This window comes from Marinobacter salsuginis (assembly GCF_009617755.1).
Taxonomy (GTDB): domain Bacteria; phylum Pseudomonadota; class Gammaproteobacteria; order Pseudomonadales; family Oleiphilaceae; genus Marinobacter; species Marinobacter salsuginis.
On record NZ_BGZH01000001.1, the window covers coordinates 2,399,393 to 2,412,088 of the forward strand.

Here is a 12,696-nt window from a genome sequence, read left to right on the forward strand (position 1 = left end):
AACAAATGGTTAGCAAACTTCTGAACTTGCCATCAGTAAGGACACGTTATGATCATGCCCTCTCGCTCGATACGGAACCGTGCTTTTTTGCTGTCTGCAGCCCTTGCCACCACAGGTTTTTCTGGCAGTACCCTGGCTGAAGAGCTGCGCCTGATTACCTGGGGTGGCTACGCCCCGGATGATGTGGTCGCCCAGTTTGAGGAGGAGACCGGCATCGATGTGAAGGTTACCCTCTCCAACAATGAAGACATGATTTCCAAGCTCCGTGCCACGGGCGGTGCCGGGTTTGACCTGGCCCAGCCGAGCCAGGACCGGATTGTTGGTGTGCAGCGCCAGTTCAATATCTACAAGCCGATCGATTTCAGCCGGGTGAACACGGATCAGTTGCAGCCGTCCATGGTCAAGGCGACCCAGGATTCCACCGAACTGGATGGCCAGTTTTATGGAGTGCCCTCGGTGTGGGGAACCAGTGGTCTGATCGTGCACAGCTCGGTAGCGGATACCGTGTCTGACTATACCGACCTGTGTGATCCTGCTGTCGAAGGACAGGTCAGCTACCGCCTCAAGCGACCCACACTGATCGGTTTTGCCTTTGCGATGGGTTTGGATCCGTTCGCAGCCTACGATGACCGGGACCAGTACGAGTCGATCATGGCAAAGGTTGAGGACAAACTGATCGACTGCAAAAGCAATGTGAAAACCTACTGGACCGGTGGCGACCAGTTGCTGGCCCTGCTGCGTACCGGTGAAGTGAAAGCGGCCATGGCCTGGGATGCCGGCGGCTGGAAGCTCAATGCCGAGAACCCGGACATCCGGTTTGTGGCCCCCGAATCCGGCGCCCTGGGCTGGATCGATACCTTCGCGATTCCTCGCCGCAGCGAGAACGAAGAAGCCGCCTACAAGTGGATCAATTTCGTGATGCAGCCGGAGATTGCGGCCCGTATTACCAATGCGTCGGGCAACTTCACCGCCTCAAAAGGTGCCGATGAGTTTGTCAAAGCCGATCTGAGGGACGCTTATCGCGAAAGCTTTGATGAAGCCGCCATCAACAACATCAAGTGGTATCCGCCGGTTCCCCCGGGACTGGAAACCATGGAAGGCCAGGTGCTGGATCGCGTCCAGGCCGCGAACTGATCCCTATGGGAATGGATTCGGATCTGTTCTGTGAGGGACTGGTCCGCCGCTTTGGCAGCAATGCCGCGGTGGACCATGTGTCCCTGGACGTGCCTGCGGGCACGTTTTTCTCCATTCTTGGCCCCTCCGGTTGCGGCAAAACCACTCTCCTGCGACTGCTGGCCGGTTTTGACAAGCCCGATGAAGGTGACATCCACATCCGTGGCCAGCGCATGAACGATGTGCCACCAAACCGGCGGCCCGTGAACATGGTGTTCCAGCATCTGGCCCTGTTCCCCACCATGACCGTGGGCGACAACATCGGTTACGGGCTCAAGCGCCGGAAGATGCTACTGGCAGAACGTCGAAAGCGCATTGCCCGGGTGCTGGAGCAGGTTGGCCTGCCGGATCTTGAGCACCGAAATCCACAGGAGCTATCCGGTGGTCAGCGACAGCGGGTGGCGCTGGCGCGCTGCCTGGTACTGGAGCCCACGCTTCTGCTGCTGGACGAACCCCTCGGCGCCCTCGATCTGAAACTCCGTGAGCAGATGAAGGTGGAGCTCAAGCACCTGCAGAAGCAGTTCGGCACCACCTTCGTGTACATCACCCACGACCAGTCGGAAGCCATGGTGATGTCGGATCAGGTGGCCGTCATGCGGGACGGGCGGTTTGATCAGGTGGCGCCACCGGAGGAACTTTACCGGGAACCGGCCACACCCTTCGTAGCCGGGTTCGTCGGCGACAATAATCGGTTGTCCGGAGAACTGGTAGCGGTGCGGGATAATCTGGCAGACATCCGTCTGGATGATGGTGTTCTGGTTCAGGGACGGGTGGCATCGGACAACCTCAGAACCGGCCATCGGGCCGAACTGTATATCCGGCCCGAATCGCTGGTGTTGTCAGGTGATGCCCTCTGTGCCGGTTTCTCATCAATGCAGGCAAAGGTGCGAACCACCCTGTTCGATGGAGCCAACAGTCGGGTTGAGGCAGAGAGCTGTGGCCAGCCGGTGTATGCCCGCCTGCCCCAGGATGGCTCGGCACCGAGGCTGTCTGCCGACAGCTCCATCCGGCTGGCATGGAATCCGGCTTTGGCCAGGGTCTTTGGAGCCGACAGTCCGTGAAGTCATCGGTCAGTCGCTTATCCCTCTGGTTGCTGCTTACCCCGTTCCTGCTCTGGATCGTGTTGCTGGTGTTGTTGCCCCACCTCCAGATGTTACGGGTGTCGTTCCAGGTGCGGGAAAGCTGGGACACCATTGCCTGGGGCATTGAGCAGTATCAGAACTTCTTTACCGAGTCCTATTACTGGCGAACGTTCGTGCGAACCGGGGTGATGTCGTTGTTCACTACCTTTTTGACGCTGATCATCGCCTTCCCCATTGCCTGGTACATAGCCCGTCTTGCGAGGGGGCGCTCCAAGGGCATTCTGTTTCTGGCCTGCCTGATTCCGTTCTGGGCCAGTGAGTTGGTACGTACTTACGGCTGGATGATCTTGCTGCGTGAGAGTGGTCTGTTCAGTTCCTGGCTACAGGCCCTGGGCTGGGTGGATGGTCCGGTGGAAATGCTCTATAACGACGTGGCGGTCATTATCGGCCTGGTCTATAACGGGCTGTTGTTTATGGTGGTACCGCTGGTGACCACGCTGGATGGCATGGACGAGAATCTGGTGGAAGCCGGCTACGATCTGGGTGGCGGCCACGGTACCGTATTGCGCGAAATCGTTGTGCCCTGGGCCATGCCCGGCATTGTCTCCGGCTGCATCGTCGTGTTCATGCTTACCCTGGGTAGCTATCTGACTCCGGTGCTCATGGGCGGGAAGGACAGCGCCTGGTTTACCGAGCAGATCTTCACCCAGTTCATTACCCGCTTTAACTGGGAGCAGGGCGCCGCACTGGGTGTTCTGCTGCTGGTGCTGTCTTCGGTCATCGTCTGGCTCGGTCTGAAAATCTCCGGCCAGTCGTTGCGCAAGGTGATGGGATGAGGGTGAAGCCATGATCCGTTCCGTCCCCCGATCCCGTCTGTTCGATTGGCTCTACCTGGCGTATCTGGTGGCGTTTTTCGTTTACCTCGCACTGCCCCTGCTGGTTACAGCCGTGTTTGCCTTCAATGACGCGCCGTTTCCGTCGCTGCCATGGAAAGGCTTCACTCTGGACTGGTATTTCGCCGATGGCAGCGAGGGCCGCACCGGACTCTTCCACGACGATGGGCTGCTTACGGCGCTATGGGTCAGTGCCAAAATTGCGTTCTGGGTAACGCTGGTGAGCGTTGCCCTGGGGTGTGTTAACGCCGTGTTGTTCGAACGGGTACAGTTCCGGGGCAAGGAGTTCCTGTACCTGCTCATGCTGCTGCCTTTAGTGATTCCCGGTGTCATTCTGGGGGTGTCCATACTGGTGTTTTACAGCGGCATGGCCAATGATATGTCGGCCGCCTGGGGCATCGAACTGGACCTGTTCCGGCCCGGTATGACGCTGGTGGTAATGGGGCAGGTGACCTTCATCGCGACTCTGAGTACGTTGGTGATCGCTGCCCGTCTTCGCAAGTTTGATCCCCAGCTGGAAGAGGCTGCCCTTAACCTGGGCGCCACGCCCCTGGTGGCCTGGTTTACCGTTACCCTGCCATGGCTGTTGCCATCCATTTTCGGAGCGGCCGCCATGGCCTTCCTGATGTCATTTGAAAACTTCAATACCACCGTTATGCTGACAGGTAGTGATACACCATTGACGGTGGCCCTCTTCAATCGCCTTCGGGAAGGGTCGACGCCCGTGCTCAATGCGGTGGCACTGTTGCTGATGGTGGGCTCTGCGCTCCTGGCGTTGCTGGTGATGGGTCGCTCCTCACGTTAACGGTGTTCGCCGCCATCATGGGATAACGCGACCCGATTGAGCCGGCAGTCACCGGGAGGTCTCATGAAATTTATTTTCGAAGTGCATATCCGGGAAGGCCATACTGCCGAGGAATACGCGGATGCTTGGGTAAGAGCGAGCGAAATTATCCAGCAGGCGCCGGGGGCCCGCGGCACCGAGCTGCACCGCAAGATTGGCGACCCCAATACGCTGATTGCCATCGCCTCCTGGGAGAGCAAGGAACAGCGGGATGCCATGGAAGGGCAGCATAACCCCGAGGTAGCCGCGATCATCCGCAGCGCTGCGCCTTTCGTGGATATCAAACCCATCGGTGAGTTTGAGGACCCGGAATGGGTGGTGGAGCCGCCTCGATCATCGCATGGTCACGAATCGCCTTGAGCGCACCGGTCGTATGCCCCGAAAGAGTGCTCCGGATTTTCGGGGACTGGACTATAATCAGATCTGATCGCCCCACAACTCAGGTTTGCCTTCCTGATGCCACAGATTAGCCTGCTTCGTCTGGTTACCGCGTTTCTGGCCTTGATACTGCCTGCACTTACCTATGGAGCGTCTCAGCCGGTAGCCGAAGGTTGGGAGTATCGCTGGGGTGATTCTCCCTTTACCGAGGACGGTGTTCCGGAGTGGGTGGTGCAGGATGCACCCGAAAAATGGCAAAGCATTGGTTTTCCCTCCAATCCACCCGGCCGTGAAGGGCGTGAGAATGTCTGGTTCCGGGTCACCCTGCCAACTGGCGAGTGGCAGGAGCCCGTCCTTTACATCTTCAGTGTCGATCTGATCGTTCAGGTCTGGGTTGAGGGTGAAAAAATCTACCAGTATGGCGAGTTTGATGACCAGGGCCGGGGCCGGTTTGAGGGCTGGCCGTGGCATGAAATCGTGCTGCCGGAGAACTATGAAGGCAAGCCGGTGTATTTCCGGATTTTCTCCAATTACACGGATATCGGGCTGTGGGGCGAAGTCTCCATCATGGATCATCCGGATCTGGTTCTCTACATTCTCAAGAATTCCCTCGAAGCACTGGTCATTGCGGGTTTCGCCACCTTGATTGCGTTGTTGGCGATCATCTTTGCGCTGTTGCAGGCGGAAAAGAAAACCTTTGCGACTATCTCTCTGTTTACCCTCTCATCTGCCCTGATGCTGGTTTCTGAGAGCCAGGCCAGTCTACTGATTGCTTACCAGCCGTTGATGTGGGATTACCTGGCTGCCGGCTCCTATTACATGCTGCCGGTGGCACTGGCACTGCTGCTGGAGCAATGGCTGACCAATCATCGCCCCTGGGTGATAAATCTGATCTGGAAAGTTCATCTTGTTTACCTGGTGGGTGCATTGCTGGGCGCGCTGGCGGGCGTGTTTGATCTCTCATCCACGTTCCCGCCATTTGATGCCATGTTTCTCGTTTCTCTGGTTATTATTTTTGCCGTCGTGCTTCGTCGTATCGGTAAAATGTTGCGCGAGCAACAGGTACTGCTGTTGGCCTTTGGCTTTTTCTGTACGCTGCTGATTGTGGATATGGCAGTGGCCCATGGTGTTCTTCCCTGGGGCCGGGTCCCGGTCAGTTGGGGAATGCTCCTGTTCTCTCTGGCGGTGGTGGTTATTTCACTCTGGCACTACGCAGGCACCCAGGAGGCGTTGAAGCGGCTGAACGTGTCACTGGAAGAAAAGGTTGCCGAACGTACCGCCAAGGCGGAGGCTCTGGCCCGGCGCGAGCAGGCGCGGGTCCGGATGCTGACCTTTGAAAATGAGAAAAACCGGATTCTGGGCGACGTGATAACCGAGCTTCAGGACTGTCTGGGCCTGAAGCAGGCGTTCGGGTTGCTTGTCCGGGCGCTCCCGGATATTTGCAGCCCGCTTAAAGGCGCCTTTTATCAGCGGGGCTCAGACGAGCGGTATGATCGGGTTGCCGTCTGGGGTTTCAGTCGCCCGGTTCCGCTCCCGGTGATTCTGGATGCCCGCAAAGGCCTCCCGGAGCCCTCCAGGCTGCCGCAACTGAAACAGTGGCAGGGCGCCGAGGGGGAGGGGAGAGAGGCTGAGAGCAGTACATTGTGTTTCTGGGTGAATGTGGAGTCAGCCAGTGCCGGCAATGTGACTGAAGGTGTGCTTCTGCTCGAGGGCGATGGCGTTTTCGGTAAGGCAGAGAGCGAGTATGGCTCGGCACGTCTGCTTACGGCGCTGGATCAGGCCATCCAGAGAATCGGTATCACCCTCTCAAGCATTGCCCTGCGGGAAGAGTTGCAGAAGTTTTCCTACGAGGATGCACTCACCGGACTGAAAAACCGCCGCTACTTTGATCAGCTTTTCGAACATGAAAGCGCCGTCGCGCAGCGTAACGATTTGTCGCTATCCCTGTTAATTGTCGACATCGATCACTTCAAACGGTTCAACGATACCCACGGCCACGAAGCGGGAGACCATGCCCTGAAGATCGTCGCTGGCATTCTTCAAAAGCAGTTCCGGGAGAGTGACATAGTTTGCCGGTACGGCGGTGAAGAGTTTGTGGTGGTCATGCCGGGAGCAACCTCCGAAGCAGCCCGGGATAAAGCGAACCAGCTGTGCGAAGCCGTTCGCAAGGTACCTATTATCCATCGGGAACAGGATCTTGGGGTGCTGACGGTCTCGGTGGGTGTTGCCAACTGGCCCGACGATGCTGAAAGGCCATTACAGATTCTTACCCTGGCCGACAAGGCGCTGTATCGCGCCAAGGAAGCCGGCCGTAACCGGGTCGAAACCTCGGTTTAGACGTTTACACCACCAGAACCGGGCATTTGGCGTGGGATGCAACCCGGTGGGAAACACTGCCAAGGAACATGCCATCCTTGTCGCTGTGAGTTCCTTTGGTGCCCACGACAATCAGGTCTGCGCCCTTGTCTTTGGCAAAATCGATGATAACTCTTGACGGCCTGCCCGCCTTCACAAAGCCCCGAACGTGGGTGGCGCCACGTTCCTTGGCAAGTTCCTTTGCGTGATTGACGACTTCCTTGGCGTATTCCGACAGCACCTTGTCCGGGATATCCATGTCGTCCGGGCGTCCTATCGACAGCGACGCCTCAAACAGGCTGTGGTGTTTGTAGACGCAGAGGAGAAAAATCTCTGCGTCGGTCAGTTTTTGTAATTCGATGGCCTTGGTCAGAGCATCGAAGGAGGTCATCGAGCCATCGACTGCCACCAGAATCCGTTTGAACATCTTGCTCTCCTTTGTATTCACCCTTCAGGGTGATCAGATCACCTGAAGGCCAGGTCGCGCAGGAACAACGCAATTTGCGGGAACGCAATCAATAACCCGGCAGCGGCTATCAGCATGATTACGAACGGCGGCGTGCCGCGAATAACCTCCAGATAGGGGCGCTTGAATATCGCGATGGCGGTAAAGATGTCACAGCCGAACGGCGGCGTTGCCGAGCCGATGGCTACCTGCAGGGTAATGAGCACACCGACCAGTACCGGGTCGATGCCAGAGGCCTCGATGGCTGGTGCAAAGATTGGCGTCAAAACCAGGATCACCACAATCGGGTCAACGAACATGCACGCAATAAAGAAGGCGATACAGATGGTAATCATCACGCCTATCGGGCCCATGTCACTGATTCCGACCGCGTCCAGAATAGCCTGGGGGATTTGGGCAAAGGAAATAATCCAGGAGAAGCCGGTGCCCACGGCTACCAGAATAAATACGACAGCGGTGATCAAGCCTGTGGACTTCGCGATCCGATAGATGTCAGCAAGCTTGAGTGATCGGAACACCACGAACTCAAGCAGGAAGGCGTAGAGTACGCAAACTGCTGCAGCCTCTGTCGGACTGAAGATGCCCCCGTAAATGCCGCCCACGATAATGACCGGGAAAAACAGCGGCCACAAAGCCTCGCGCATGGCTACGGCTCTCTGGCTCCAGGTGGACTTCTCCTCGGTCGGAAGGTTGTTGACGCGAGCATAGATCAGGCAGTAGATCGAAAACATTATCAGAATCATCAAGCCTGGCCCGATACCGGCAATGAACAGCTCGGCAATGGAGGTCTCCGAAATAACCCCGTAGATAATGAAGCCGATGCTCGGGGGTATCAGAAACGCAATGTCACTGGAGTTGATAATCAGCGCGAGCGAGAACGGATCCGAATAGCCGGCCTTGAGCAGTTTGGGCCGCAATGGCGAGCCAACCGCCACAACTGTTGCCTGGGTAGAACCTGATACCGCACCGAAAAGGGTGCAGGAGGTGGCGGTACTGATCGCCAGACCGCCTTTCACGTGGCCGATGAACGCCATGACCATATTGATAAGGCGGTCAGCGGATTGACCGCGGGTCATGATGTCTGCGGCGAGAATAAACATCGGGACGGCAATGAGAGAGGCTGGCCGGATGCCACCCATCATCTGCTGGACGAAGGTGCCCATCTGGCCGAAGCCATCAAACATCATTACAAAGCCGACCACAGCGCCGGTGATCAGGGGAATCATCATCGGGAAGCCCAGCAGCAATAGCCCGATCATGATCAACATCATTATAGTTGCCATGATTTCTTATCCTTCCTTTATGTCAGCTGCAGGGTTCATACTTCCGATTCGGTATCCGCGTAACCGTCTACCACCCCGGTAGAGAGGTATACGTCCTTGCTGGTGAAGTTCTTGATGGCCGTGAGGAGGTACTGAATTCCCGTAATGGCAAAACCGATGGGCACCCAGATATAGATCCACCAGATTTCAAAACCCAGCGCAGGCAGAATGCGGCCCCGGCTGTACAGGGTCTGGATATATTCGAACGAGTGATAGCAAAGGAAGAACATAACCACAGAGGTGAACAAAGCGATGATGATCATCAGCACTTTTCGCCCCTTGACCGGAATGGCGTCGTAAATTGCAGACATCCGGATATGCCTGCCATGGCGGGCCGCATAGCCGATGCCGGCAAAGGTGATCAGGATAATGAGAATCCGGTTGATTTCACCGGAGAAGAAAAGGCCTTCGCCGAACACATACCGCGCAATAACGTTCACACAGGTATTGATGGCCATCAGGATGACGCCAACGGCCAGCATGAACGCCTCGACCTTGGCAATTATTTCATCGATGGTTCCAAGAAATCCGGGCAGGCCGGACTCGTAGATGCCGGTATCGTCTTCAAGATCCGGGGAATTCTCGGACATGGGATCTGCTCCAGAGAATGTCGCTCCCGGCCGGTAGGAAGTCCCCGGCGGGGCGGGGTTAGTACAGCTACCCGCCGGCCGGAGCCGGCGGGAGTGGTTCCATCAGGTTCAGTTGTTCTGAACTTCTTCCAGATCCTGCTTGAACTGGTTCAGCAGCGCCTCGCCGGTGTCACCAGTCATCTCGATGAACTTTTCTTCCACCTGGGGCGCGCGGGCCTTGAAGGCTTCGATCTGTTCGTCGGTCAGGCGGGTGACGGTGACTTCATCGCTGGCTTTCTGGATCTTGGCCAGGGCTTCGTCGGCAAGACCGTCGATGTGCACGATGATTTCTTCAAAGGCATAGTCAGCGGCGTCTTGCACCAGTTTCTTGTCTGCATCAGACAGGCCGTTGTAGAAATCCTGGTTGGCCATCATGGCGGTGGTGAACCAGCCGTGCTTGGTGAATAACAGGTTCGGAGACACTTCGTACAAACCGCCGGACTCGATCCAGAAAATAGGGTTCTCCTGACCCTGGATCATGTTGGTCTGCAGTGCGCCGTACACTTCACCCCAGGGCAGCGGGGTCGGTGTGGCGCCAAAGGCAGAATAGGTCTCGGACAGAAGCGGGTTAGTCATGACCCGGATCTTCTTGTTGTTGAAATCTTCCGGCTTGGTGACCTTCTCGTCCACGGTCACAACCATTTCACCTTCAGGGTACATCTTCAGAAGTTCGAGGCCCTTTTCTGCGTAGAGCTCCGGGAAGTCTTCGTTGATGGCTTCACTCGTGCGGAAGAACTCGATAACCGTATCCATGTCGGTCGGCATCAGGTAAGGAATGAAGAAGATCTGGGCTTCAGGAATCAGGGAACCGGTAAAGCCGGGCGACTGGTTAACGAAGTTGAGGATGCCCGCCTGGGTCTGCTCCATGATGTCGTCGGACTCACCCAGCTCGCCAAAACGGTAAACCTGCAGGGTGTGGTCGGAATTTTCCTCGATGTATTCCTTGAACTTGTAGGCGAACACATCCTGTACGTCGCCCTCGTATTCCTCGTGCGCGTACCGCCAGTTTGCGGCATTTACAGAATTCGCCATGGTCATCGCAGCGAACGCGAACGCTGAAATTCCGGCCAGTTTTTTGAACTTGCTCATGCTGCTCATCGGGTTTTCTCCGTTCGTTTTTTTGCTGAAATTTATTGTTACATTATTAAAGACTGGCAAAACAAAGTGGTTTTCGCAAGAAAATGGCCAAAAAGGTAAATTCCGAAGATGTGGTTCTCCCAATTTCGCAAGTTCATGAAATCACGGTTGATTCAAATCTGAAAGGCAGGTTTGGAGGAATCCGCGGAACTCACTGACAACCCGATCGAGACTGTTTTCCAGCCGGTGGCCATCGGGCACAACCAGTATGGGAAGGCCCTGGTCCCGGGCCAGGCCTAGCACCGGCGCGACCGGTACCACGTCGTCGTCCCAGCCGTGGATGATCTGGCAGTGGCGGGCCCGGATGATCGGGCTGGACTGGGGGTACCGGGCCATGGCAAGGGCTGGTGCCAGGATAAAGCAGCCCAGAACCGGAGTGTCAGAACTGGTTTGAGCGCACACCCAGCCGCCCATGCTGGAGCCGGCCAGTATGGTGTTTGCCGGATTGGCGCCGCTCTGAGCTATCGCCTCCTGCATTTGTTTCAGGCGGGTAGAAGGATCCTTGGTACTCCTGTGATCAATCGCATGGGCCTTAATGTTCGGGCAGGTTTCGGCTTCGGCTTTCATGGCCTGGATTTTCGTGCTGCCCGGGCCGCTTTCCAGGCCGTGGGAGAGGAAGACATGGATCGGGGTATCGGTCATGATGAAAATCGCTCCGGCTTTGAACATTGTTTACCCGGGATGATGAGCAGCCGAACCCTTTATGTCCACTTTGCGGGCTGAGCCAGTCGTCCGATCGGCGCGTATAAAAAGCAGCGAAGCGAACAGGGAAGCGGGATCCATGAAAAACCTGAAAGAGATTCTTACGATTCCGGCATTGATTGCCAGCCTTATGGGCGCGCCTTTGGCGCAAGCCGACAGCTGCCCGGCGTTTCTCGATCATGAAATGCGCAAGCTGCACTCCTCCGACACCGTTAATCTCTGCGACCTGGCGGCCGGCAAGCCGATGCTGGTGGTCAATACCGCCAGCCGCTGCGGTTACACCGGCCAGTTTGAGGGGCTCGAGGCCCTGCATAAGCAATACGCGAAGGATGGGTTGGTGGTGGTCGGTTTTGCCAGCGACGATTTCCGGCAGGAGGCAGATTCAGAAGCCGAAGCAGCGACTGTCTGTTTCAAGAACTTCGGTGTGACCTTCACCATGATTGCCCCGGGCGCGGTTACCGGACCCGAGGCAAACCCTGTGTTCCAGGCCATTAACGAGCAGAGTCTGCCCCCGCGCTGGAATTTCACCAAGTATGTGATTGATCGATCAGGCACGGTGATGGAGAGCTTCCCAAGCCGTGTGCGTCCCCAAGATCCGGAGCTGATCGATGCGGTGGAGTCTGTGCTCTAGGAGAGTGCCTGCGGGGCCTTTCTGGTTTGAGCAAGGATATCGAGCGCATGCCTGCGCTTCGCGGGATCGTAAATGTCCACGGTAAACATCAATTCATCGACCTCAATGCCTGAAAGGATCTGTTCAAGCTGGCGCTGGATGGTGTTGGCATCGCCGAGCAGCTGGAGCCCGAGGAAATCCTTTACGCTGGCTTTTTCGCCGGCGTTCCACAATCCCTCCATGGTGTCCACGGGAGGCTTCATCCAGAGTGGCTGGCCCCGGAACAGCGCGAGAATACGCTGGTAGCTGGTTGTGGCCAGATGCTCGGCTTCCTGCACCGAGTCCGCCGGAATGGCCGGCAGTGCGAGCATGGCGTAGGGCTTTTCGAGTCGCTCCGAAGGTTGGAAGTTGTCGCGGTAGACTCGCAGGGCTTCCCGATACAGTCTGGGGGCAAAATGCCCGGCGAAGGCATAGGGCAAGCCTCGCATGGCGGCAAGCTGGGCACTGTAAAGACTTGAACCCAGCAGCCACAGAGGCACGTTGGTGCCGGCCCCCGGTATCGCCTTCACGGGTTGGCCAGGCTGAAGAGGGCCAAGCAGCGACTGAAGCCGCGCGACATCCTCCGGAAACTGTTCTGCCCCCAGGCCATCACGCCTGAGAGCCCGTGCGGTTACCGGGTCAGTGCCAGGTGCGCGGCCGAGTCCGAGATCAATCCGGCCCGGGTACAGGCTTTCCAGCGTTCCGAACTGCTCGGCGATCACCAGTGGGGGATGATTTGGGAGCATGACGCCGCCAGAACCGACCCGGATAGCTTCCGTCTTGCCCGCGATGTGCCCGATCAAAACCGATGTAGCGGAGCTGCTGATGCCCTCCATGTTGTGATGTTCGGCCAGCCAGAAGCGCTTGAAGCCGAGTTTCTCAGCCCGTTGGGCATAGGCCACACTGTTGGCAAGCGTGGTGCCGACCGAGTCGCCCTCGCGGACGGACGCCAGTTCGAGCAGTGAGTATTCAGGACAGTCAGACATGGAGCTCCCGTTGCAGAAAAGTCATTCGCGAATTCGCAACCATGGTGCCTGCGGGCGCTTGTTTCAAGATTAGCCCCAAT

Annotated in this window: 13 protein-coding genes; 7 read left to right on the forward strand and 6 right to left on the reverse strand. The window is 57.1% G+C overall.

What is annotated here, in order from left to right:
- The first annotated feature begins 48 nt into the window (after positions 1-48).
- The 6 genes from GJU83_RS10865 to GJU83_RS10890 all read left to right on the forward strand — a co-directional run bounded on the left by GJU83_RS10865 (position 49) and on the right by GJU83_RS10890 (position 6,707).
- Positions 49-1,134, forward strand: a complete 1,086-nt coding sequence (locus tag GJU83_RS10865; RefSeq protein ID WP_228715175.1) for an extracellular solute-binding protein — start codon at positions 49-51, stop codon at positions 1,132-1,134.
- Between the two features lie 5 nt (positions 1,135-1,139).
- Entirely contained in the window at positions 1,140-2,234 is a 1,095-nt protein-coding gene (locus GJU83_RS10870) for an ABC transporter ATP-binding protein (RefSeq protein ID WP_153634321.1), read from the forward strand.
- Positions 2,231-3,091, forward strand: coding sequence for an ABC transporter permease (locus GJU83_RS10875; RefSeq protein ID WP_174805025.1), 861 nt, complete (start codon positions 2,231-2,233; stop codon positions 3,089-3,091). The genes GJU83_RS10870 and GJU83_RS10875 overlap by 4 nt, the downstream gene beginning before the upstream one ends.
- Positions 3,092-3,101: 10 nt before the next feature.
- Positions 3,102-3,953, forward strand: coding sequence for an ABC transporter permease (locus tag GJU83_RS10880; protein WP_069182705.1), 852 nt, complete (start codon positions 3,102-3,104; stop codon positions 3,951-3,953).
- Positions 3,954-4,016: 63 nt separating this feature from the next.
- The gene (locus GJU83_RS10885; protein WP_069182706.1) at positions 4,017-4,352 is read left to right on the forward strand and encodes an antibiotic biosynthesis monooxygenase family protein; all 336 of its coding nucleotides are present in this window, start codon (positions 4,017-4,019) and stop codon (positions 4,350-4,352) included.
- Positions 4,353-4,448: 96 nt separating this feature from the next.
- A complete protein-coding gene (locus tag GJU83_RS10890; RefSeq protein WP_153634323.1) occupies positions 4,449-6,707 on the forward strand; it encodes a sensor domain-containing diguanylate cyclase in 2,259 nt (752 codons plus the stop codon).
- Between the two features lie 4 nt (positions 6,708-6,711).
- Here GJU83_RS10890 and GJU83_RS10895 read toward each other — a convergent pair whose 3' ends face one another.
- The 5 genes from GJU83_RS10895 to GJU83_RS10915 form a co-directional block, all read right to left on the reverse strand.
- Entirely contained in the window at positions 6,712-7,152 is a 441-nt protein-coding gene (locus tag GJU83_RS10895; RefSeq protein WP_069182708.1) for a universal stress protein, read from the reverse strand.
- A gap of 38 nt (positions 7,153-7,190) precedes the next feature.
- A complete protein-coding gene (locus GJU83_RS10900) occupies positions 7,191-8,474 on the reverse strand; it encodes a TRAP transporter large permease (protein WP_069182709.1) in 1,284 nt (427 codons plus the stop codon).
- Positions 8,475-8,509: 35 nt separating this feature from the next.
- A complete protein-coding gene (locus tag GJU83_RS10905) occupies positions 8,510-9,103 on the reverse strand; it encodes a TRAP transporter small permease (RefSeq protein ID WP_069182710.1) in 594 nt (197 codons plus the stop codon).
- A 108-nt stretch (positions 9,104-9,211) separates the two neighbouring features.
- Positions 9,212-10,240: a TRAP transporter substrate-binding protein gene (locus GJU83_RS10910; protein WP_153634324.1), complete on the reverse strand. Its 1,029-nt coding sequence runs from the start codon at positions 10,238-10,240 to the stop codon at positions 9,212-9,214.
- A gap of 141 nt (positions 10,241-10,381) precedes the next feature.
- Positions 10,382-10,921 carry a YqiA/YcfP family alpha/beta fold hydrolase gene (locus tag GJU83_RS10915; RefSeq protein ID WP_228715176.1) on the reverse strand — a complete coding sequence of 180 codons (540 nt, stop codon included), beginning with the start codon at positions 10,919-10,921 and terminating at the stop codon, positions 10,382-10,384.
- 190 nt (positions 10,922-11,111) lie between these two features.
- Between GJU83_RS10915 and GJU83_RS10920 the strand changes: the two genes are divergently transcribed.
- A complete protein-coding gene (locus GJU83_RS10920) occupies positions 11,112-11,612 on the forward strand; it encodes a glutathione peroxidase (protein WP_228715184.1) in 501 nt (166 codons plus the stop codon).
- Here the strand turns inward: GJU83_RS10920 and GJU83_RS10925 are convergent.
- Positions 11,609-12,616, reverse strand: a complete 1,008-nt coding sequence (locus GJU83_RS10925) for an LLM class flavin-dependent oxidoreductase (protein ID WP_153634327.1) — start codon at positions 12,614-12,616, stop codon at positions 11,609-11,611. The two genes, GJU83_RS10920 and GJU83_RS10925, sit on opposite strands and share 4 nt — an antisense overlap.
- Positions 12,617-12,696 lie beyond the last annotated feature (80 nt).